Annotated in this window: 21 protein-coding genes; 5 read left to right on the forward strand and 16 right to left on the reverse strand. The window is 71.0% G+C overall.

Annotated features, from left to right (window positions below; translation table 11 throughout):
• Positions 1-18: 18 nt before the first annotated feature.
• The 6 genes from K8640_RS19255 to K8640_RS19280 all read right to left on the reverse strand — a co-directional run bounded on the left by K8640_RS19255 (position 19) and on the right by K8640_RS19280 (position 5,851).
• Positions 19-1,284, reverse strand: a complete 1,266-nt coding sequence (locus K8640_RS19255) for a hypothetical protein (RefSeq protein WP_255653244.1) — start codon at positions 1,282-1,284, stop codon at positions 19-21.
• Between the two features lie 164 nt (positions 1,285-1,448).
• A complete protein-coding gene (locus tag K8640_RS19260) occupies positions 1,449-2,027 on the reverse strand; it encodes a YqgE/AlgH family protein (RefSeq protein ID WP_223748352.1) in 579 nt (192 codons plus the stop codon).
• Between the two features lie 52 nt (positions 2,028-2,079).
• Positions 2,080-2,484 carry a hypothetical protein gene (locus K8640_RS19265; RefSeq protein WP_223748353.1) on the reverse strand — a complete coding sequence of 135 codons (405 nt, stop codon included), beginning with the start codon at positions 2,482-2,484 and terminating at the stop codon, positions 2,080-2,082.
• A 233-nt stretch (positions 2,485-2,717) separates the two neighbouring features.
• On the reverse strand, positions 2,718-3,329 hold the full coding sequence (locus tag K8640_RS19270; RefSeq protein WP_223748354.1) for a nucleotidyltransferase family protein: 612 nt from the start codon (positions 3,327-3,329) through the stop codon (positions 2,718-2,720).
• Positions 3,326-4,438: an XdhC family protein gene (locus K8640_RS19275; protein WP_223748355.1), complete on the reverse strand. Its 1,113-nt coding sequence runs from the start codon at positions 4,436-4,438 to the stop codon at positions 3,326-3,328. Before K8640_RS19275 ends, K8640_RS19270 begins: the two co-directional genes overlap by 4 nt.
• Positions 4,439-4,471: 33 nt before the next feature.
• Positions 4,472-5,851 (reverse strand): hypothetical protein, encoded by a 1,380-nt coding sequence (locus K8640_RS19280; RefSeq protein ID WP_223748356.1) that lies wholly within the window; start codon positions 5,849-5,851, stop codon positions 4,472-4,474.
• 171 nt (positions 5,852-6,022) lie between these two features.
• On the opposite strand from K8640_RS19280, the gene K8640_RS19285 reads away from it, so the two are divergent.
• Positions 6,023-6,427 carry a hypothetical protein gene (locus tag K8640_RS19285; RefSeq protein WP_223748357.1) on the forward strand — a complete coding sequence of 135 codons (405 nt, stop codon included), beginning with the start codon at positions 6,023-6,025 and terminating at the stop codon, positions 6,425-6,427.
• Between the two features lie 6 nt (positions 6,428-6,433).
• Here the strand turns inward: K8640_RS19285 and K8640_RS19290 are convergent, their stop codons facing one another.
• From K8640_RS19290 to K8640_RS19305, 4 genes are all read right to left on the reverse strand, one after another.
• Positions 6,434-7,615, reverse strand: coding sequence for a winged helix DNA-binding domain-containing protein (locus tag K8640_RS19290; RefSeq protein WP_223748358.1), 1,182 nt, complete (start codon positions 7,613-7,615; stop codon positions 6,434-6,436).
• 48 nt (positions 7,616-7,663) lie between these two features.
• Entirely contained in the window at positions 7,664-8,227 is a 564-nt protein-coding gene (locus tag K8640_RS19295) for a hypothetical protein (RefSeq protein ID WP_223748359.1), read from the reverse strand.
• Between the two features lie 72 nt (positions 8,228-8,299).
• Positions 8,300-8,584 carry a hypothetical protein gene (locus tag K8640_RS19300; protein WP_223748360.1) on the reverse strand — a complete coding sequence of 95 codons (285 nt, stop codon included), beginning with the start codon at positions 8,582-8,584 and terminating at the stop codon, positions 8,300-8,302.
• 124 nt (positions 8,585-8,708) lie between these two features.
• On the reverse strand, positions 8,709-9,686 hold the full coding sequence (locus K8640_RS19305; protein ID WP_223748361.1) for an NADPH:quinone oxidoreductase family protein: 978 nt from the start codon (positions 9,684-9,686) through the stop codon (positions 8,709-8,711).
• 557 nt (positions 9,687-10,243) lie between these two features.
• Between K8640_RS19305 and K8640_RS19310 the strand changes: the two genes are divergently transcribed.
• Positions 10,244-12,466, forward strand: a complete 2,223-nt coding sequence (locus tag K8640_RS19310) for a M4 family metallopeptidase (RefSeq protein ID WP_223748362.1) — start codon at positions 10,244-10,246, stop codon at positions 12,464-12,466.
• A 108-nt stretch (positions 12,467-12,574) separates the two neighbouring features.
• Here the strand turns inward: K8640_RS19310 and K8640_RS19315 are convergent, their stop codons facing one another.
• Positions 12,575-13,408, reverse strand: coding sequence for a metallophosphoesterase (locus K8640_RS19315; RefSeq protein WP_223748363.1), 834 nt, complete (start codon positions 13,406-13,408; stop codon positions 12,575-12,577).
• Between the two features lie 48 nt (positions 13,409-13,456).
• Positions 13,457-13,834, reverse strand: a complete 378-nt coding sequence (locus K8640_RS19320) for a response regulator (RefSeq protein ID WP_223748364.1) — start codon at positions 13,832-13,834, stop codon at positions 13,457-13,459.
• A 124-nt stretch (positions 13,835-13,958) separates the two neighbouring features.
• Here K8640_RS19320 and K8640_RS19325 point away from each other — a divergent pair, with 124 nt between their 5' ends.
• A complete protein-coding gene (locus tag K8640_RS19325) occupies positions 13,959-14,327 on the forward strand; it encodes a helix-turn-helix transcriptional regulator (RefSeq protein WP_046715939.1) in 369 nt (122 codons plus the stop codon).
• A 17-nt stretch (positions 14,328-14,344) separates the two neighbouring features.
• Here K8640_RS19325 and K8640_RS19330 read toward each other — a convergent pair whose 3' ends face one another.
• Both K8640_RS19330 and K8640_RS19335 read right to left on the reverse strand, forming a co-directional pair.
• Positions 14,345-15,562, reverse strand: a complete 1,218-nt coding sequence (locus K8640_RS19330; RefSeq protein WP_223748365.1) for a DUF790 family protein — start codon at positions 15,560-15,562, stop codon at positions 14,345-14,347.
• 470 nt (positions 15,563-16,032) lie between these two features.
• Complete coding sequence (locus K8640_RS19335; protein WP_223748366.1) at positions 16,033-17,412, reverse strand: DEAD/DEAH box helicase; 1,380 nt, start codon at positions 17,410-17,412, stop codon at positions 16,033-16,035.
• A 126-nt stretch (positions 17,413-17,538) separates the two neighbouring features.
• Between K8640_RS19335 and K8640_RS19340 the strand changes: the two genes are divergently transcribed.
• Together K8640_RS19340 and K8640_RS19345 are read left to right on the forward strand one after the other, a co-directional pair.
• On the forward strand, positions 17,539-17,988 hold the full coding sequence (locus tag K8640_RS19340; protein WP_141325312.1) for a DMT family transporter: 450 nt from the start codon (positions 17,539-17,541) through the stop codon (positions 17,986-17,988).
• A gap of 12 nt (positions 17,989-18,000) precedes the next feature.
• Positions 18,001-18,414 carry a response regulator gene (locus K8640_RS19345; RefSeq protein ID WP_046715934.1) on the forward strand — a complete coding sequence of 138 codons (414 nt, stop codon included), beginning with the start codon at positions 18,001-18,003 and terminating at the stop codon, positions 18,412-18,414.
• Positions 18,415-18,421: 7 nt separating this feature from the next.
• Here the strand turns inward: K8640_RS19345 and K8640_RS19350 are convergent, their stop codons facing one another.
• The gene (locus K8640_RS19350) at positions 18,422-19,033 is read right to left on the reverse strand and encodes an outer membrane beta-barrel protein (protein WP_223748367.1); all 612 of its coding nucleotides are present in this window, start codon (positions 19,031-19,033) and stop codon (positions 18,422-18,424) included.
• Positions 19,030-20,181: a hypothetical protein gene (locus K8640_RS19355; protein WP_223748368.1), complete on the reverse strand. Its 1,152-nt coding sequence runs from the start codon at positions 20,179-20,181 to the stop codon at positions 19,030-19,032. The genes K8640_RS19350 and K8640_RS19355 overlap by 4 nt, the downstream gene beginning before the upstream one ends.
• Positions 20,182-20,415: the final 234 nt, after the last annotated feature.

The following is a 20,415-nucleotide window of genomic DNA, read 5'->3' on the forward strand; positions in this document are numbered from 1 at the left end:
GAGGGCGGGACATGCGACTCAGGACCCGCCCGTCGGCGCGGTCGGGTCCACGATGGGTTCCGGCATGACCCACGTCCCGGTGGGGTCCAGGTACGCCTGGTCGAAGGCGTAGAGGATGCCGTTCCAGCGGTCCCAGAAGTCGGCCCAGTTGTACTCGGTGGGCGGCGACGTCAACGGGTTGCCGTCGCGGTCCGGCTGGCTGTTCGCATAGTCGGCGTAGTTCCAGATGACCGTGCCGAACTCGGTGCGCAGCAGCGGGGTGAGGGCCCGCAGCAGCGCGACGCGGGACACCTCGTCCGAGCGGGGTGATGCGGGCGAGAAGACGGGCTGCGCCATGTCGTGCTGCTCGCGCCAGGCGATGTAGTTGTTGGCGACGGCGATGAGCGCGTCGCGGGTGGCGGGGCTCGTGGACAGGCGGGCCTGCTCGTAGAGCGCGAAGGCCGCGACCAGCAGGCTCTTGTAGTGCATGCCCGGGAAGAGCTGGTCGAGCTGATAGGGGCGCGGCGTGTCGAACGCGTGCGCCAGCGCGTAGTCGTAGGCCTGCACGGCCTGGGCGGGCACCGCGTCCACCAGCGTGAACTCCGTGAGCACGCGCTCGGGCGTCACCGCACCGACGGCGCTCCGGCGCCACGCCAGGTAGAGCTGCCCCGAGCCGCCGATGTCCGAGAAGATGGCGAGGTTGCCCTCGTGCAGGGTGCGCTCCAGCGTCAGCACCAGGTTCTCGACCTTGTCGAGCGGCCAGAAGCCCGGCGAGGACTGGTAGAGCGCGGCGAAGCGCGCGGCGGTGATGCTCAGCGTGCGCGGGTCCAGGAGCGCCGCGGTGTTGAGCGAGGTGATGAGCGCGCCGAGCGAGGCCGCCGCGTCCGTGGGCACTCCGCGCAGCACCAGCTCCAGGCCCAGCTTCTCCGGCGTGGCGAGCAGCTGGAGGTCGAGCCCCACGCGCTGGAGCGCATGGAGCACCGACAGCGAGGGCTGTCCCCGCGCGGCGGCGATGATGCGCCTGGCGATGGCGGTGCCGAGCATGCCCTCGCCACCGGTGCGCGAGGCATTGGGCGCGAAGGTGAACCAGGTGGGGCGCACGGCGCTGACGCCACCGGGCTGCAGGGCCGGGTCCAGCACCGCGCCCAGCTCGTAGGCGATGGCGATGTAGCCCTCGGTGATGCGCTGGTTGTCCTCCAGCGGAGTCGCCGTGGGCTGGGCGCTCGCGGAGGCGCAAAAGAAGGCCACGGCGAGCGCGAGCCCTCGAAGGGCGTGAGAAGAACGGAGTGCAGGGAGTCGTCGCATGGGGAGTCCGCCGGGAAGACGTGGGGTCCTGGGGAGGTAGTCACTGCCCAGGCTCTTCCAAAGGCGTGGCGGCCCCGCGCTATTGCGGCGCTGTCGGGTATCCGACGGATGGAGGGGCTTGGGAGCCCATGTGCTCCATGAGGCGTGCTGCTGGCGCGGCGCGCTCAGAGGTGGCGGACGGCGTGCTCCTCCCACAGCGAGCCCGGCGCGGTGAACACGTCGGCGGGCTGGCCTTCGAGGACCCACCAGGCGCCTCGGGCCACCTCCTCCTCGAGCTGTCCGGGGGACCATGCGGAGATGCCCTCGAAGGTGAGGGATTCACCGACGGGCAGGTGCGCCTCGCGGCGTCCTTCGTACCAGGCGATGCCCTCGAGGAGGGGCTGTGCTCCCTCGGGGGCCGGGTGGCGCAGCGTGAGGGTGATGTGGAGCGCGGGGTTCACCGGCCCGCCCCAGCGGTCCACGCCCTCGGGGAGGCGCTCGCCCTGACGGGTGCGCACGCGATTGAGCACCACGCCCCACGTCCTGCGCTGGGCGCCCGCGTCGAGGAGCAGCACCACGGTCTCGTCGAAGTTCTCGGAGACGCGGCCAGGGCGCGCGACGAGCAGCGAGCCCGCACGGAGCGGCGCCGCGGGCAGCTGCTCCAGGGACTTGAGCGCGTCGATGGCGCGCGGGAAGAGCACGAGCAGCGCGGCCGCGACGAGCAGCAGCACCCAGCCGAGGTGCCAGCGCGAACGGCGCATCATGAAGCGGGGACCGGACGTGGGCGGGCTCCGGCCGGGTGGAGGAGGGGCGCGCTCACGGCTTGCGGTGGGGCCGCGCGGGAGGCGGGGCCTCCGACATGTGTTCGGCCTTGAAGCGGGCCAGGGCCTGCGCGGGGTCGATCTCCTGGAGCTGCTCGGCCCGGGTCTTCTGGGGCGATGTGTACGGCGTGAGCTCCGAGGAGGCCTGCTGCTTCGAGCCGCGCAGCCAGCGCCGTGTCAGCGAGAAGAGGACGTAGATGCCGAGCGCCAGCAGGCTGTACTTGAGCAGCCACTTCGCCACGCCGATGAAGAGGCCGACCACGGCGATGGCGACGAGCAGGCCGAGGCCGCCGATGACGAGGACCTCGGCGGTGCTCCACGAGGACTCGCGCTCGTCCGAGCCTGTCGTGTCAGGGGACGCCTGCTCCTTCTGGATGAGGGTGGGCTGCTGAGACTCCATGAGAATCCCCCGACCTGGGCCTGACTGACGCGACCGCGTGTGACTCAGCATAGGAGGGATGCCGTTCGACGGACAGTACGGACAAGCGCGAGCGGCGGTGTCCCGGGCTCATACCGGTTACAGGCGTCGCCAGGGATTCATACCGGTTACAGGGCCTGGGCGAGCCCATCCCGGTGACGCGGGCAATCCGATGCGCTGTCCGCTCATGGGACGAGCATCGAGACGCAATGGGGTTACACGGGCCGCCGAGGGGCGAGCCGGTCCAGGTCCACGGGTGTGTCCACGTCCTCGCCGCCTCCGGGGAGCGGCACGATGGCGACGCGGGTCGGCTCGTGGGCAATCACCCCACGTGCGCCCTGGGCGGGAGACAGGGCCTCCAGCTCCGGGAACACGGCGCGGGAGAACAGCGCGGGGACGCCGTGCGTGCCGTCGTATCCGGAGGCCACGATGGGCGCACCGGTGGTCCGCCAGGTGTCCACGAGGGCTCGGAGATGTGATGCCGTGACGCGGACCTGGTCACAGAGCATGAAGAGCACCGCGTCCACGTCGGGGGTACCCGAGGACATCGCCGAGAGCCCCATCGTCAGGGAGCCGCCGGGACCGCGCGCCCAGTCGGGATGCTCGATGATTCGCAGGGGGAGGTCGACGAGCTCGGGGGCGATGATGTCCCGATGGGCGCCGAGGACCACGAGCACGGGACCTTCGCCGAGGGACAGGGCCGCTTCGGCGGCGCGTCGGATGAGCGTCTTCCCCTCGTGGACGACGAGCTGCTTGGGATGTCCGAGCCGAGACGAGCCTCCCGCCGCGAGCAACACCACGCCTGCTCGCGCACGGCCCGCCCTCACGCGAGCTTTCGTACGGGGGGCGGCGCCACCGTGTGGATGGGCGCGCGGCGCTCGCGCAGCTTGCCTCCCTCCCGCTCCGACACCACGGCCTGCAGCTCGGCGACGATGGACAGGGCAATCTCCTCCGCGCCCTCCGCGCCAAGGTCCAGCCCCACCGGGGCATGCAGCTTCTCCAGCATCGTCGCGCTCGGCGCGGTGGCGAGCCCCGCGAGCAGCCGCTCCGTGCGGGAGCGTGGACCCAACACGCCCAGATACCGCAGCGGACGCGGGAGCAATCCCGCGAGCAGCTCCTGGTCCTGCGGCAGGCTGTGCGTCATCAACACCACCAGCGCGCGAGGTGACACCGGAACCGACGTCGCCGCCTCACCCGTCTTCGCCGAGACCACCGCGTGCGCGAGGGGGAACCTCCGTCGCAGCGTCTGCGCGGGGCGGTCCGCGACCACCGTGACACGCCAGCCCAGGCTCGCGGCCTGCGTCACCACGGGCGCGACGTCGAAGCCGCTGCCGAACAACACCAACTCATGGGGCGGCTCCACCACCTCCACCAGCACGTCCGCGCCGCCACACGGTCCGCTCCACGTGCGGCCCTGCTCCATCGCCTCGCGGGCCGCGACGCGGACGGCATCACCCAGTGCGCCCGCGATGTGTCCCGCCTCCACGCCATCGTCACGCACCATCCACCGCGTCCCCACGGCCTGCGCGGGCCCCTGGTACGCGGTGGCGATGACGGCGCGACGTCCCAGGTTCCGGGCCTCGTCCGCGAAGACCAGGGCATCGGCCGGGCCGGGCTCGCAGCGCTCCAGCAGCACGTCCACGACACCATTGCAGCCGAGCGCGAAGGACAGGCTCCCCTCGTCCTCGATGCCCTCTCCCGTGGAGTCGTAGCGGAGCACGCGAGGCCCGGTGCTCGTCCAGAAGAACGCCTTGCGGACGATGTCGGCCTCCAGGCACCCGCCGCTCACGCCTCCGGCGAGCCAGCCGTCCTCACCCATCAACATCCGGGCACCCGGCTTGCGGTACGACGAACCCGACACGGCGACCACCGTGGCCAGTACCCAGGGCCCACGGGAGCGCGCGCGAGCGCGGAGGATGGCGTCCAGGTCCTTCATGTTGGCCCCGAGCCTAGCAGACGGCCGCTGACGTCACCGCGCCACAGAGCCGTCACCCGGCCCGGGGGAGACCGCGTGTGTTGGAGACCGGGCAGGGGCTCGCGCGGCGAGTCGCGCGGCCTGGGCGCAGAGGAACACGAGCAACACCGGCTCGATGAAGTACTTGAACCGCATGTTCTCGCCCTTCTCGAAGAGCACGCTCACCGAGACGACGAACATCACCGGCAACACCAGCCCTGCTACCTGGAGCCAGTCCACACGACGCTTCAGCTCCCGCGCGGCCCGCGCTCCCGCGAGGAGCACCAGCACCCAGAGCACGGGCGACGAGAAGACGAAGTCGAGCGGCGCTCGCCACGGCAGCCGGTCCACCAGGACGTTGGGCTGGTAGCGGCTGGACGGCACGCCATACATCACCGCGTTCTCCGCGAACGAAGCGAGCGTCGCGGAGAGGGGCCGCTCGAAGAGGGCCCGACGGCACACGTACTTCAGCCCCACCGAGTACCGCAGGGCATCCAGGTGGTTGTAGTTGTAGTAGCCCCCGAGCTTCTCGTCCGTGCGCAGCACCGCGGCGCTGGACGGTGGCGGCAGGGACCTGGGCAGCACGTTGTCGGGCAGCCGCACCGCGCCGAGGTCCGGCTCGCCCAGGCCGATGGCCCGACAGAAGTTGAGCCCGTCGAAGCTGGACGTCATGGACGTGTTGAACAGGGCGAGCTGCTTGGCGACGTAGGGGCCCGCGAAGAGCGCGACGACGACGAGATAGCGACCCACGCTCCGGGCCGAGGCCCCCCGGAGCGCGAGACACAGGGCCACCAGTGGGAAGAACGGCCACTGGAAGATGGAGCGCAGGAAGAAGAGGACGAGCGACGCGGCGGCGAGCCGGGCGATGGAGCCGTCCTCACGTGGGAGGCGCCACAGCTCGAAGCAGAACCACAGGAAGGCGAGGGCGCTGGCGGCGGTGCTGTCCAGGAGGGTCGCGAAGGCGAGGGTCCCCGGATGCAGCGCCATCAGCACCGCGGCGACGCGGGCGAAACGCCGCCCCGCCACCTGGAAGACCCAGGCATGCACGAGCGTCACCGTGCCAGCGAACACGAGCGCCCAGACGACATAGGTCCAGCGGTCCACGGCGTCGACCAGGGCCAGGTCCTCGAGCGGGCCCTGGAACAAGGCCAGCGCGGCGCGGAGCACGTCCAGCAGGGGCGGCTGGATGTGCAGATACCAGAGGGAGCGCAGCGGCTCGTCGCGCAGCTCGCGCAGCGACAGCGTCTGCATCATCCGCTCGGAGCTCCACGCCTGGAAGCGCAGCCCGTCTTGGGTGAAGCGGCGCAGCCCCGCCTCCAGCACGAGCAGGAACAGGAAGGACGCGGCGAAGACGACACCCCGCTCGCGTCGGCTCGCGACACGGGCGTCGGGCATCGCGGGCGCGTCCGAGGCGAGGGGAGGGGATTCGGCCACCAGGGGCGAGTCTCGCAGCCTCCCGGGGTCCTCGTACAGTTCACGGAGTGTGACCCGGTCCTCCGGGCGGGCGCGGGGAATCACCCGGGGGACTGGATGATTCCCCTGTCTCAGGCTGTACTTGGCTTTCGCATGCCCATCCTGCGTCAGGCCCACGCGCTCCAAGCCCTCCGCGAGCTCGGTCGACTGGCTCCAGACCTCGCCCGCGTCCGCGCCAACCGCTCGTTGGAGGACAGCCTGCGCAGCCTGAGCGAGGCCTGTCAGACGACGCTCGGCATGGAGCTGGAGACGCTCATCCTGTTCGACGCGCGCTCCGTCGTGCGGTTGTTCGGGCACGCCGAGCAGGCGCGCATCCTCGCCCACCTGATGGACGAGCGGGCACGCACGCTCGCCGAGCACGGCGACTTCGTGGGCGCCCTCTCGGACACCGTCTACGCGGGGCAGTTGCTCATGTGCTCGCGCCAGCGCTTCGGTGTCCACAAGGACGCTGGCGCCGCCGACGCGCTGGAGCGCGAGCTGCCCAAGCCTGCGCCCTGATTCGACTCAGGAGGCGCGACCCGTGACGCGCGCCCGGGGCCTGCGCACCCTCTCGGCGCCGCACGCGGCCGCATGACGCGCGAGCGCCTCGTCGAGCGCGGCGTCGTCCAGCTTCACGCCCCTCTGCCGCCACAGGTTGTCCACCTGGAGCACGCCCTCGCGCACGCGCGCCTCCAGCCGTCCCACCAGCTTCCCTCGATGGAGCAGCGGACAGACGTACCACCCCCACTCACGCTGCGCGGCGGGCTTGTAGACCTCCCACGTGTAGTCGAAGCCGAACGCCACGCGCACCAGCTCCCGGTCCCACAGCACCGGGTCCAGGGGCCCGAGGATGCGCATCCTCGCGTCGGGCTCCGGCTGCTCCCGCTCCCGGAAGCCCACGGGCGCCAGGTAGCGCCGGGGCGAGCCGGGAATGCTGACCGCCTCCAGCACGCCCTCGTCGACCAGCGTGTCGGGGAGCGAGGAGGTGCGCACCTCGGTCAGCGTGGACCAGTGGGGACCGCTCGCGCGGCTGAGCAGGCCCGCGGCCTCCACGCGCTCGGTCAGCCCCCAGCGCTCGAACGTCTGCGTCACCCGCGCCTCGGCCATCCGGGGCAGGGCGCGATGCGGGACGTCGTACAGCTTGCCGCCCGGGCCTCGGCCACACACCACCACCTGACAGCGCGTCCACAGGATTTCCAGCGCCATCGCCGTGGCGCGGGCCGTGCCCTTCCATCCACTCCAGTCGATGGGCACCACCGCGCCATGGTCCTTCAGCTCGCGCGACGAGGAGCGACCGCGCGCCGTCACCTCCTCGAGCACCGCGTGCAGCACCGCCTCCGGCACCCGCTTGAGTCGCTCCTCCAGTCGCCACCAGGGCGCCTGGGCCGCGCGCTCGCGGTAGTAGGGGAACGCGCTGGCGGGCAGCAGGCAGCGCTCCTTGGCGAAGTGCTCGAAGGCGTGCCCCGGCAGCAGGTGTCGGTACACGTCGCCGCGCGCCAGCCCGTCCACGCGCGCGAGCGCCACCAGGTCCGCGTTGGTGCCGATGACATCCAGCGGGTCCAACTGGATGCAGCGCAGGCGCTTCAGGAGCGCGCGCGCACCCCGGGCCCCCTGCAGCGGGAAGGGGCGCGCGAGCCCGAGGTGCGCGACGAGGAAGCGTCGGGCCTCGTCCGGCGGAAGCACGGTGGCGGGAGGATGCGAGGGCACGGTGTGGACTCTAACGTCGACACGGCCGCTTGCCGGGGCCATGTGGGCTCAGGGGCCGGATTTCTCGGCGACGCGCTCCACGATGTCCCTGGGCAGCCGGAGGGCCCGCTCGAACTCCAGGCGCACCGGAGCAGGCACGGGAGGCGAGCGCGCGTCGAGCTGCGCGAGCAGCCGCTCCCCCAGCGCGAGGAACTCGAGCCCCTGTCGCGCGAGGCTCCGGGAGAACGGGTGGAGCTCCACCTCGACGCGTGGGGTGATGGGCGTGCCGCTCGCGCTCCGGTCCTCCAGGACCAGCGTGTCCCCGTGGCGCCAGAGCTTCATGGCGGACTCCTCCCAAGGGGCGGCCCGTGCCTCGTCGGCACCGTCGAGGAGCTTGTCCAACGCGAAGAACCAGCTCCACGTCATCCAGAGCTCGTCGACCGAGTCCTCGTCGCTGAAGGCCACGCCGCCCACGTCGATGAAGAAGCCTCCGACGAAGCTGCAGCAGCTCACGCGGGGACGACGGAGCACATCGTCGAGGTACTCCCGCTCCAGGCCCTGGAGGTCCGCGAGCCCCACCCACCGCTGCTCGACGAACACCCGGAGGTCGGCACGGAAGGACGGAGCGGACATGGCCCCGACTGTACCGTGCAACCTCCTTGCTCGTGTAACCCCATGGCTCGGACGTGGGCCACGGGGACCTCGTCAGTCGCGCTCGTGCGCGTCGGGGTCCTCGGGCTCCGGCTCCAGGCGCGCCTGCCGCTGGCTGGCCTCCCACGACTCCTCCGCGTCGTTCGCATGGACGATGGCGGCCTCCGCGTCATCCTGGGCGCTGGCCCAGGTGGTGTGCCCGCCGGCGTAACCCTCCAGGGGCCGCGGCCCGCGATGGGCCTCCACCTCCAGGTCCCGCTGCTCCTGCTCGCGGAGCCGTTGTCGCTCCTGCTCCCGCTCCCGTTGATGCTGTCGCTCGAGGATGGAGTCATCCGCCATGGCGCCGTCACCTCCTGGCTCCAAACCTGCGGACGAGGGATGAGCGCCGCAGCGAAGCGGCGCCAGGGCCCGGTGGGCCGCATGCTCGGAGGGCGGCCGGAGTGCACCGTCACCCTCCGAGACGTCAGCCTTCGCGCACGCGCAGGACGACCTTGCCGGTCGCGCGCCGGGCGTCCAGCTCGCGCAGCGCCTGCGCGCCCTGCTCCAGGGGGAAGACGGGCCCGACGACGGGCTCGAGCACCCCCTGGTCCGCCATCGCCTCCAGGTCCTTGGCGATGGTGGGCGTCAGCGACGGCTCGTGGATGAGGAAGCCGCCCCACGCCACGCCCACGACGTCGATGTTGCGCAGCAGCAGCTTGTTCACCGCCACCTCGGGGATGCGGCCTCCGGCGAAGCCCACCACCAGCAGCCGTCCCTCCGGCGCCAGCGCCTTGAGGCTCTTGTCGAAGATGTCCCCACCCACCGGGTCCAACACCACGTTGGCGCCCAGGCCGTCCGTCAGCTCCTTGAGCTGCGTGAGCCAGGGGCCCGAGGACAGCAGCACCTCGTGCGCACCCGCCTTGCGGGCCACCTCCGCCTTGCGCTCGTCGCTCACCACCGCCACCACGCGCGCGCCCGCGCCTCGCGCCACCTGGATGGACGCCGTGCCCACGCCGCCCGCGGCGCCGTGCACCACCACCGTCTCTCCCGCCTTCAGCCGGCCCCGGCGGTGCAGCGCGAAGTGCGCCGTGTGGTAGTTCATCACCACGCCCGCGGCGGCCTCGAAGCTCCAGCGCCGGGGGATGCGGAACACCATCTCCGCGGGAATCGCCGCCACCTCCGCGAAGCCTCCCAGCCCGAAGCTGAAGGCCATCACCCGGTCTCCCGCCTTCACCGACGCGCCCTCGGGCGCCGAGCGCACCACGCCCGCCACCTCCACGCCCGGCACGAAGGGCAAGGGCGGCTTCAACTGGTACTGCCCCTTCGTCAGCAGCAAGTCGGGGAAGCTCACCCCCGCCGCCACCACGTCGATGAGCACCGCGTCCTGCGCCTCGGGCTCGGCAAGCTCCACCAACGCCAGCCCGTCGGGTCCGTCCAGTCGCTGCAGCTGAAGTGCGCGCATGTGCCTTCCTCCCGGGACGCAAGCCTCGCGCACCCGTCCGCTTCCGCAAAGCAACTCCACGCGCGCGCCGCTGTCAGCTTCGCCCTGAAGGGCGCGTCCACCGTGAGGATTTCCGGCGTCCGTCCGGTGTGGCCCGACACGCACTTGGGTGCTTGGGGGCGCTGGTTCGACTCCAGCTCTCCCGACTTCAATCGGGAGATAGCTCAGCGGTAGAGCACGAGCCTGAAACCATGGCCGCGCCACTCGGACGCCGGATTTCCTTCCTCCCAAAATTCCCCGGAAATGCCGCGAGAAATGCGGTCCGCGCGCGGACCCCGTGAAGGCCCTTTCGGCCACGCATTTTCGCGAAATTCTGTTCACACCAGGGTTACCCACTACGTCGGGCGACTCGGCGGAAGCGGCGGGTAGGGCTCCGATAAGTTGCTGAAATAGTTGGGGCTTCTGGCTGAAACTCGCAATGTGAGAATAAGCTACTTAGTAAAATTATCGCGCAACCTTGAAATACACAACCATCCTGTGACACTGTGCTTTCTAATCTTTCCGTTTAGGAGGATTACATGGTGAATCAGCGAGTACGCGGTGTTCTTGGTGTAGCGGCGCTGTCCTTCCTCGTTGGTTGCAACGAGTCCACCCCTGCTCCCGAGGCCAAGCCCCAGGACACCGCGACGAAGAGCGCGGCGGCCCTGCAGCTGACCGGGAAGAAGGTTGTTGCTACGGATTCCTCCGGTGTCGCCAAGTTCATCACCGGCGACCTCGGCCCCGCACCGCAGGCGGCCGCGGGCTTCTCGGCCCTGGGCCAGGCGGACCTGGCTCCGGTGGCGGCGCTCATCGCGCCCCAGCTGAACCTGAACCCGGCGGACCTGGTCCTGAAGAAGACGTTCACGGACCGCCAGGGCGACGGCCACGTCGTCTACGGCGTGAAGGTCAACAACATCCCCGTGCTGTACGGCCAGCTGCGTCTGACGACCCGCGGTGGCAAGGTCATCGCGGCGTCCACCAACACCCGCAGCGACCTGAAGGCCACGGCCAAGGCGAGCGTGGACGTGTCGGTGGCGAAGGACGCCCTGCAGGCGGACCGCTCCACGTTCGACGGCCTGAAGATCGAGGACGGCCACGAGCTGGTCTATTTCCGTGACGGCGACGAGCTGGTGCTCGTCTACAAGCTCATCCAGTCGGGTGAGCGCCGCGACGGGACGCCCGTGCGCGATGTCGTCCTGGTCAACGCGACCAACGGCGACGTGATTGCCCGCCACCCGCAGATCAAGGAGGGCCTGGCCCGCCGGATGCACAACGGCAACAACACCACGACGCTCCCTGGCGCGGTGGTTCGCACCGAGGGCCAGCCCGAGGTCGCCGACCCGGTCGTCAACACGAACTACGACCACCTGGGCACGGTGTACGACTGCTACAGCGAGCTGTTCGGTCGTGACTCGTACGACAACGCCGGCGCCACGCTGGTCAGCACGGTCCACCACCGCGTCGCGTACGTGAACGCCTTCTGGAACGGCACCCAGATGGTGTACGGCGATGGCGACGGCGTGAACGCCAGCAACCTGGCCAACTCCCTGGACGTGACGGCGCACGAGCTGACGCACGCCGTGACGGAGTTCTCCTCCGACCTCATCTACGACAACCAGTCGGGTGGTCTGAACGAGTCCTTCTCCGACATCTTCGGCGCGGTGTGCGAGTGGTACGGCGACGGCAACGTCGTCAGCGCGCGCACGTGGCTGGTCGGCGACGACGTGTGGACGCCGAACATCCCGAACGACGCCCTGCGCTACATGGCGAACCCCACGCAGGACGGGGACTCGCTCGACTACTTCCACGACTACGACGACAGCGTGGACGTGCACTACAGCTCGGGTATCTCCAACCTGGCGTTCTACCTGCTGTCGCAGGGCGGCACGCACCCGACGGGCAAGACCACCATCTCGGTCACCGGCATCGGCATCGAGAAGGCCGCGCAGATCTTCTACCGCGCGAACAACACCATCCTCGAGTCGGACGCCACGTTCGAGGACGCGAAGGTCGCCACCGAGCAGGCCGCCGCGCTGCTGGGCTACACCGCGGATGAGATTGCCTCGGTGACCAACGCCTGGAAGGCCGTGGGCGTGGGCGTGCCCATCATCGTGGACACGACCCCCATCCAGAAGGACGTGCCCATCACCGGCATCGGCTCCACCAGCGGCCAGAAGAAGTACTACGAGTTCAACCTGCCCGAGGGCGCGTACGACCTGAACGTCTCCATCGCCGGCGGCACGGGCGACGCGGACCTGTACGTTCGCTACAACAACGTCCCCACCACCAGCCTGTACGACTGCCGTCCGTACCGCGCGGGCAACGCCGAGTCCTGCGCGTTCGCGACGCCGAGCCAGGGCCGCTGGGTCGTCATGCTCAACGCCTACAGCACCTTCTCCGGCGTGACGCTGACGGTGACCTGGAAGGGTGGCTACATCCCCGTGCAGTCCGGCATCGCGCTGAAGAACCTCTCCGGCGCGGCGGGCTCCTCGAACGTGTACACCATCGAGGTTCCGGAGCGTAAGCCCGGCACCGGCATCAACAGCCTGTACATCCAGACGGGCGAGGGTGAGGGCAACCCGGACATCTACGTGAAGCGCGGCTCGGCGCCGACGAAGTTCGACTACGACTGCCGCAGCGTGAAGGAGCACCAGTCCGAGGTGTGCAACCTCATCAACGTGCCGGCCGGCAAGTACTACATCGAGATCTACGGCGCGAAGGGTGGCTACGAGGGCATCGCGTTCATCGCGTCGCACAAGTAATCACCTGATGTAGACGGCGCGGCCCCGAGGCCGCGCCGCTCCAAGGCCCCGGTCGTCCGTTTCCTCACGGACGTCCGGGGCCGATTCATTTCCAGCGGCGCGAAGCCCTCAGAGCGGGCGGGTGGCGGGGCCGGGGAGGATTTCGCGCAGGCACCGCTCGATGCCGCCCCGGTGCTTCCACTGCATGGGGTAGCCCAGCGACACCTCCTCGAAGCGCACCCCGTCGCGCCACTGGGTGAGCGGGATGTGCAGGTGGCCCGTCACCACGACCTCGGCGCGGTAGCGCGCGTGCCAGTCCTCGGTGCGCCTGGTGCCGCACCAGATGGAGAAGCGGGGGATGCGCGGCAGCCGCACGTGCTCGTGCCGGAGCGGGTAGTGGTTGACGAGGATGGTGCTGCAGCCCGGTGGCAGGGCGTCCAGCCGGGCCCGGGTGGACTCCACGCGCGCGGCGCACCACGCGGAGCGGCTGGGGTACGGGTCCGGATGCAGGAGCACCTCGTCGGTGCACAAGAGGTCGTCCTCGAACGCCCACTCCAGCGCCTTGTCCTCCGGCACGTGGTCCGGGCGGAACGAGTAGTCGTAGCCCAGGAACATGGGGACGATGACGCGGTGGGGGCCCTCGCCGGGCCAGCGCGGGTAGGGGTCCTCCGGCGTGAGCGCGCCGTGGCCGCGGCACAGCGCCACCAGTCGCTGGTAGCGCGCGTCGCCGCGCAGGGAGGGTTGCTCGGAGGGCATGGTCCACAGCTCGTGGTTGCCCGGCACCCAGATGACCTGGCGGAAGCGCGCCGTCAGCGTGCGCAGCATGAAATCCATCTCGGACAGCGTCTCGCCCACGTCGCCGGCGACGATGAGCCAGTCGTCCGGGAAGGCGGGCAGGGTCTGCAGGGCCTGCTTGTTGTCGGCGTGGCGCAGGTGCAAGTCGCTGATGGCGTAGAGCTTCATGGGGCGTGCGTCACCTTAACGTGCCCGGGGGGCATGCGCCGCCACGGCTCAGGCCCAGGGGTGGGCGGTGGCCTGTCCCAGGGCACGGAGCCGCGAGTGGAGCTCCCGGGGATGCGCGGCGCGGTCCACCCAGGTGATTTCGCGCGGACACGACCTGGGAGGTGGGCGCACCGCGTGGAGCGCGCAGGCGGTGTGCGGGTGACGCGCGCGCACCGCCTGGAGCAGGTGCAGCCCGTCTCCATCCGGCAGCAGGTCTCCGCAGACGACCACGCGCGGCGGCTGCTCGTGCACGAGCGCGAGGGCCTCCGCCATGTCGCGCGCGAAGCGCTTGGCGCCGGGGAGGTCCCGGACGAGCCGACGCCACGCCGACAGCGCGAGGGGGTCTTCATCCACGAACAGGAAGGTGACGAAGGGCTGCGTGCTCATGGCTTCGACGTGGCGCGGGTGAGGTGACGCATCAGGTCCGCTTCCCATAAGACTACCTGGGAAGTTCTTGGATGCCAACCTCTCAAGTCATATCGACATGGACGAACCCGTTAGGTTAACGAACATGGAAAAGACCCTCGCATCCCGCCTCGGAGGAGCTGCGCGCCTGGCCCGCACCCGGCTGAACCTGACGCAGGCCGACGTCGCGGAGCGCATCGGTATCGCGAGCGAAGTCTACGGGCGGCTGGAGCGCGGCCACATGTTGCCGAGCATCCAGACCTTCCGGCGGCTGTGCGTGGTGCTCTCCATCTCCGCGGACGAGGCGCTGGGGCTCAAGCCCTCGCAGGAGGTGAAGTGGGCCGCGGAGCCTCCCAGCGAGTATGGCGAGTCGGGGGAGCTGCGCCGGCTGTTGCGCCGGGCCAAGCAGCTGGACCGCAGCGCCATCCGGCTGTTGAGCGTGCTGGCCGCGCAGTTCAAGCCCAAGGGCACCTGAGCCGCGGCTTGTCCCCGTTACTTCCGGGGGCTCGTCGTGGAGAGCTTCGACAGCCGGTCCTTGAGCTTCTTCGCGGAGGGGAAGCCGTGGAAGAGCACGACCTGGGGATGGCCCTCCAGCGTCGCGCGCTCCGAGGGTTGCTTCGCGAGCAGGGCCCGGTCGACGCCCAGGAGCAGGCCCGCGTCGGGCCGGGTGCGCAGCTCCGCGAGCCGGCGGGTGAGGGCGCTCGCGTGCCAGGCGTGGAACAGCTCCAGGGCGAACTCCTGGCGCGAGTCGCGGTGTCGGAAGGTGAGGTCCGGCACGCAGAGGCTGGCGGCGCCCACGTGGCGGGGCAGCGGCGTCAGGTCCAGCTCCCACGCGTCATCCTCGAAGCTGGAGGACAGGGAGGCGACCTCCTCGGGGACGTGACCCAACGCGGCGGGTAGGGGAGAGACGAGCGGGTCCTTGTCGCTCAACATCAGCGTGGCCTGGCGGCGCGAGGGCTCCACCGTGGCCTTGAGCTCCCAGCGCTCCAGCACCGGCACCACGGACAGGAACGAGGCGAGCTGCAGGCCGTACTTCTTCTGCAGGGCGAGCATGGCGCCGGGGCCTTCGACCTCCAGCTCCCAGTCCGGGCCATCGCGTCGGACCTCGGCGACGAGCCGGCAGAACTTCAGCCAGCGCAGCACCTTGCGCACGCGCAAGAGCTCCGGTGCGCGAGCCCGCAGCGTCAGCCGCCGCGCGGACAGCAGCGGCCCCTGGGCGAGGGCGAGGTTGTAGCGGTCCACCAGCGCCTGCGCCGTGGGTGCCTCGCCGTCCCAGCCGAGCAGCTTCCGGTTTCCGGGCAGGTCCGCGTAGAGTGCCGCGCGCGCATCCTGGAGCGGTGTGGAGAGGGCCTGCTCGAGGCGGGCCTCGTAGGCTTCCATCGTGGTGTCGGGCGTGAGGGCGCGGAGCACCTGGGCGACGGTCTTCAGCCGGGCCCAGCGGGTCTCGGAGACATCGGGCGCGGGCTCCTCGAACGTGAGCCGGTCCACGAGCAGCTTCACGAGACCGCGCGCGATCTTCGGACGCGACCAGGCGCCCGCGAGCAGGCCGAGGCCTTCCTCCACATCGTCACAGATGGCGCCTCGCGAGGCCTCGACGGAGGCGAGCAGCTCGGCCGCGAGTGCGAGGAGCGCCGGGTCATCGCGCTTCACGAAGGCGGGACGGAGGATGCCCTTCTGCGTGCGGTACGCGAGCAGCTCCCGCGTCAGCATGGCGCGCCTCCCGGGGAGAGCGCGGGGGCGTCACGCTTCACGAACGCGAGACGGAGGATGCGCTTCTGAGCGTGGTGCGCGAGCCGGGGCGTCATGGCGCACTTCCCGTGGAGGGCGCGGGGGGCGTCATGCCTCACGAAGGCCAGACGGCGGATGCCCTCCTGCGTGCGGCATGCGAGCCAGGTCTGCACGGCGCGCCTCCCCTGGAGCGCGCGAGGGACGCGGGGACGTCGCGCTTCACGAACGCAGGACGGAGGATGCGCTTCTGCGCGCGGTATGCGAGCAACTCCCGGGGCGGCACGGCGCGCCCTGCGAAGAGCGCCTGGGGAAATGGAGGCCCATCGACGAACGGGACGGCGGTGGCTCGCATGTCGCGGGACTCCACAGGTGAAGGCCCAGGGACGCGCGTCACCACCCGGGAGTCCGGGCATGGTGGCTGGGTGCCTGCTGCCGGAGCGCTGACGTCGCATCTAGCCCTCCTCCTGGTAGGCGTCGTGCTGCCTGCGCCGCTCGCTGATGCCGCTCTCCGCCGTCTGCGCGGAGCAGACCTCGTACAACATCGCCCTCTTCCCGGGGCGCTTGCGCAGGATGCGCCCCAGCCGCTGCACATGCTCGCGCACGCTCCCGCTGCCACTGAGCACCACGCCCACACGCGCCTCCGGGACGTCGACGCCCTCGTTCAACACGCGCGAGGTGAGCAGCACCGGCAGCTCCCCCGAGGCGAACGCCGCGAGCAGCGCCTTTCTCTCCGGTATCGGCGTGTGGTGCGTGAGCGCGGGCAGCAGCAGCCGTCGCGCCAGCGTGTACACCGTCTCGTTGTCGTCCGTGAAGACGAGCACCCGGTCCTCGCGGTGCTCCAGCAGGATTCGCCACAGCACCTCCTGCTTGCCGCTGGAGGTGAGCGCGATGCGGCGCTGCTCGCGATACGCCCGGTACGCCGCGCGTCCCTCGTCGCTGCGCTGACTCTGCGCCAGGAAGCGCGCCCAGCCCTCGGGCGCCGACAGCCGCACGCCCAGCTTCCGCACGAAGCCCAGGTACAACGCCCGGGCCTCGTCGTAGCGCGCCTTCTCCTCCGCCGTTAGCGGCACCTCCACGCGCTTCACTTCGTAGGGCGCCAGGTACTCCCCCTGGAGCTCGCGGATGTCGGTGCGGTGCACCAGCGGCCCCAGCAGTTCCTCGACCACCCGCTCTCCGCCGTCCGTGCGCTCCAGCGTCGCGGTGAGCCCCAGCCGGTACGGCGCCAGCGAGCCCTCCGCGATGAACCGATAGCTGGGCGCCGGCAGATGGTGACACTCGTCACACACGAGCAGCCCGAAGCGGTTGCCGTGGAACTCCGTCTGCATCGCCGCCGAGTCGTATGTCGTCACCGTCAACGCCTGCCGGTCGTTCACCCCGCCCCCCAGCATCCCCACCGGGAGCGAGAAGTGGCGCGCCAGCACGCCCTGCCACTGCGTCATCAGGTCCAGCGTGGGCACCACCACCAACGTGGGCCGCTTCACGTGCGCGATGGCCAGCACCGCGAGCAGCGTCTTGCCCGCGCCTGTCGGCAGCTCCACCAGCCCCTTGCCCCCCGCGCGCGTCCAGGCATCGAGCGCCGCGCGCTGGTGGGGGAACGGCTGGATGGGCACCGTCAGCTCCGCCTCGAGCGGTTCGAAGCGCTTCGCGCGGTCCTCGTACGCCACCCCCAGCTCGCGCAACCGCAGCACCACCTCGCGGTAGTGCCGGGCGGCGGCGCGGTACACCCCCGTGCGCCCGTCCTTCTGGAAGAGGGCGCCCAGTCGTACGTCGTCCGGCAGCGTGGGTGCCACCAGCGTGCCGCAGTCGAAGTGGAGCTCGAGGGGGGCGTCCATGGCGCGAGCGTTGGACGTAGCCGGTCGATTCCCCTTTCGCCAGCCTCTTGAGAAGTCGAGAGCCCCCGCGAGTCCGAGCGTGCCACCTTGCGGCCGGCCCGGCGTTCGGGGTACCCACCCGCGCCCATGCGTTTTGTCTCGCTCGTTCCCCTGCTGTGTGGGCTGGCGGTCGTCGCCCAAGGTGGTCTCAACAAGCGCTTCGCCGGCCAGTGGGGCCTGCTGAGCGCGGTCCTCATGAACATGGTGGTGGCGACGGTGGCCACCTTCGCCGTGTACGCGGTGGCGCGCACCGTGCCCGGGCTCTGGCCCGAGGCCGCCGCCGCCGAGGGGCGCTTCTCCGGCTTCACCCCCTGGCACCTGCTGCCCGGCTTGTGCGGCGTGGTCATCGTCGTGGGCATGCCGTGGGCCATCGGCCGGCTGGGCGCGGTGCAGTCCGTGCTGCTGCTCATGGCCGCCCAGCTCGTCACCAGCCTCATCTGGGATGCGATGGTGGAAGGGCGCCCGGCGACGGCCGCCCGGGTGTTGGGCTCGGCGGTCGCCTTCGCGGGTGCGGCCATCGCGGTCTGGAAGGGTTAGCTTCCCAGGCAGATGCGTCGCGTCCTCATCGCCAGTCCCCATGCCGCGTCGCGGGAGCTGCTCCGCCGCGTGCTCGCCGTCGGCGACGAGAGCCTGTCCATCTCCGCCACGGGCGACACGGACGACGCGCTCGCCGCCATCGCGTCCTCGCCGCCCGCGCTCGTGGTGGTGGACCTGCGCCGGCAGGACGAGGACCACCCGCTCTTCCTGGGGCTGTTGCGCAAGCGCTACCCCACGCTGCCCGTCATCGCCCTGGTGCCCGGACGGATGCGCATCCTCGATGGCGTCCGCGAGCGCGTCGTGGACGCGCCCGGTGAGTCCGCCGAGTCCCTCCACCAGCTCCTGGAGTCGCTGCGCACGGCGGTGCGCGAGCTGGTCGCGCAGGATTTGCTGCGCGTCCTGCGCACGCCGGTGGGGCGGGCCTGAGCGCCCGTCACAGGCGCAGCCGGTAGCCCAGTCCGCCCGCGAGGACGCCGCCGACATTCACGTCGCCCGTGGTGACGAAGTCGAGCGGCGCCAGGTGGTAGTGCGCCTCCAGGAAGAGGCCCCCTGGCCCCAGCGGCAGCTCCACGCCGAGCAGGGCCTGGAGCCCCAGTCCGCCGCCGCTCTCCGACGCCGTGGCGCCGAACAGGTCCGACGTGGCGCGGTGCAGGTACAGCCCGGGGCCTCCGCCCACGTACGGCGTCAGCGAGCCGAAGGCCCGCTCGAAGCGATAGACGGCCGACAGCAGGAAGGCCACCTCGCGCACCGCGAGCGTGTAGCGGCCATCCGGCGGCGGCGCGCCGAAGCCTCCGAGCTGCGGGTCCGAGAGGACGCCGGACGTCTGCGGGCGGTGGTAGCCCACCTCCAGCGTCACGGCCAACCGTCGCTCGAGCCAGGGCGTGACGTAGCCCAGCTCCAGCCCCAGGTAGAGGTCTCCGCCCAGCGACGTGGTGGACTTGAAGAAGCCCACCTTGGGCGCGAGCAGCACGTTGCCTCCCTCCGTGGGGGCGGGCTTCGCGCCGGAGGTGAGCGCCGCGAGCGCGACGAGCACGAGGGCATTCATGGCTGCACGGCTCCAGGGAGGTCGAGGGGCGCGGCCTGCTCCGAGGTGAAGCCAGGTCCGCCCACCACCGTGAAGCCCTCCGTCGCGGGCACCTCGCCCAGCGCGCCCGCGGGGTCCAGGACCTCCAGCGCATAGGGGCCGCCCACGACGATGCCGCCAGGGCAGGTGGGGTCACCTCCGGGCTCGTCGAACCCCGAGCACGTGGGCACCACCGCGCGCAGCTCCTGCGGCGACACCAGCTCCACCGAGCGCAGGGGAATTCGCTGCGTCTGGGACGGCGCCGACTTCACCGGGGCCACGATGTAGACCTCGGGCACGGCGCTGAACGCGCGCTGGGCGCCGGTGGGTGTGTTGCGGATGAGGACGGTGGTGTCGCCACGCTCCGCGCCGGAGCGCGGTGACACGGTGAGGGTGCCCAGGCGAGGGTAGCGCACGTCGAGGGCGCCCGTCGCCACGGCCTCACACCCGTCTCCATGCGCGACCACCAGGCTGTAGACACCCTCGGGCGTGCCCGGCGGCAGCTCGGACTCCACGCGCGTGGGCGAGACGACGGTGACGAAGAAGAGCGGTTGATCCTCCACGCCCTCGCGGCGCAGGGAGAGCAGCGGGCTGGTGCCCGGCTGGAAGCCCTGGCCCTCGATGACGATGGGGTTGGAGTCCGCGGCCGAGTAGCCATCCGCGGGCGGCATCACCCGCGCCACCGAGGGCGGCTCCACCACCAGCAGCGCGTCCGGCAGCCGGCCCGTGCCGCCCAGGGGATTGGCCACCTCCACCGCGTAGCTGCCCGGGGAGAGCTCCACCGGCGGCGAGCTGTCGCGCGTGGGCACGTCGAGCAGCAGCAGCTCCGGCCGCACATAGAAGACCTGCTCGCGCGTCAGCGTGTACGTGGACGGGCCGCGCAGGGTGACCTCCGGCAGCTCCACCGTGGGCGCGTCGGTGAGCACCTCGCCCGGCACGGGGGAGAAGCGCCGGCCCTGGAGCTCCAGCCTCCAGCCCGTGGCCCCTCCCTGGGCGTTGCAGAGTCGGGTGAGCTCGCCCACGCGGGCTCGCGGATTGACCACCCGCTCCACGGCGGGCGTGGGTCCCTCCGTCGTTCGCGAGCACCCACCGAGCACGAGCACGGCGGTGGCGATGGCTGTCAGGCGCAAGGCGCTCCCTCCCCTTCGGCTGCGAAGTCGCGCACGTTAGGACGCCCTCCCCGGAGGTCCGGAGATTTTTCCGGTTTCGGTCCCCCAGGCCATCCCGCGGGACGGGGGCTCCTTCGCAACCCCGCGAAGTCATTGGTTTCGAGCGGCGTCCGAGGGACGGCACGGCGGATGCTATGGCCACGCGCCGCGGGGGATGACGCGGGTCGGTGGGGGCGATGGGGGCGGGTCGGTGGG

Origin of the sequence: Myxococcus sp. XM-1-1-1 (genome assembly GCF_020037095.1) — a bacterium.
GTDB lineage: Bacteria > Myxococcota > Myxococcia > Myxococcales > Myxococcaceae > Myxococcus > Myxococcus fulvus.

Coding starts and splice junctions, on each gene's coding strand:
- K8640_RS19255 (WP_255653244.1), bottom strand. CDS start 1,284: ATGCGACGACTCCCTGCACTCCGTTCTTCTCACGCCCTTCGAGGGCTC.
- K8640_RS19260 (WP_223748352.1), bottom strand. CDS start 2,027: ATGATGCGCCGTTCGCGCTGGCACCTCGGCTGGGTGCTGCTGCTCGTC.
- K8640_RS19265 (WP_223748353.1), bottom strand. CDS start 2,484: ATGGAGTCTCAGCAGCCCACCCTCATCCAGAAGGAGCAGGCGTCCCCT.
- K8640_RS19275 (WP_223748355.1), bottom strand. CDS start 4,438: ATGAAGGACCTGGACGCCATCCTCCGCGCTCGCGCGCGCTCCCGTGGG.
- K8640_RS19280 (WP_223748356.1), bottom strand. CDS start 5,851: ATGCCCGACGCCCGTGTCGCGAGCCGACGCGAGCGGGGTGTCGTCTTC.
- K8640_RS19285 (WP_223748357.1), top strand. CDS start 6,023: ATGCCCATCCTGCGTCAGGCCCACGCGCTCCAAGCCCTCCGCGAGCTC.
- K8640_RS19295 (WP_223748359.1), bottom strand. CDS start 8,227: ATGTCCGCTCCGTCCTTCCGTGCCGACCTCCGGGTGTTCGTCGAGCAG.
- K8640_RS19300 (WP_223748360.1), bottom strand. CDS start 8,584: ATGGCGGATGACTCCATCCTCGAGCGACAGCATCAACGGGAGCGGGAG.
- K8640_RS19305 (WP_223748361.1), bottom strand. CDS start 9,686: ATGCGCGCACTTCAGCTGCAGCGACTGGACGGACCCGACGGGCTGGCG.
- K8640_RS19310 (WP_223748362.1), top strand. CDS start 10,244: ATGGTGAATCAGCGAGTACGCGGTGTTCTTGGTGTAGCGGCGCTGTCC.
- K8640_RS19315 (WP_223748363.1), bottom strand. CDS start 13,408: ATGAAGCTCTACGCCATCAGCGACTTGCACCTGCGCCACGCCGACAAC.
- K8640_RS19320 (WP_223748364.1), bottom strand. CDS start 13,834: ATGAGCACGCAGCCCTTCGTCACCTTCCTGTTCGTGGATGAAGACCCC.
- K8640_RS19325 (WP_046715939.1), top strand. CDS start 13,959: ATGGAAAAGACCCTCGCATCCCGCCTCGGAGGAGCTGCGCGCCTGGCC.
- K8640_RS19330 (WP_223748365.1), bottom strand. CDS start 15,562: ATGCTGACGCGGGAGCTGCTCGCGTACCGCACGCAGAAGGGCATCCTC.
- K8640_RS19335 (WP_223748366.1), bottom strand. CDS start 17,412: ATGGACGCCCCCCTCGAGCTCCACTTCGACTGCGGCACGCTGGTGGCA.
- K8640_RS19340 (WP_141325312.1), top strand. CDS start 17,539: ATGCGTTTTGTCTCGCTCGTTCCCCTGCTGTGTGGGCTGGCGGTCGTC.
- K8640_RS19345 (WP_046715934.1), top strand. CDS start 18,001: ATGCGTCGCGTCCTCATCGCCAGTCCCCATGCCGCGTCGCGGGAGCTG.
- K8640_RS19350 (WP_223748367.1), bottom strand. CDS start 19,033: ATGAATGCCCTCGTGCTCGTCGCGCTCGCGGCGCTCACCTCCGGCGCG.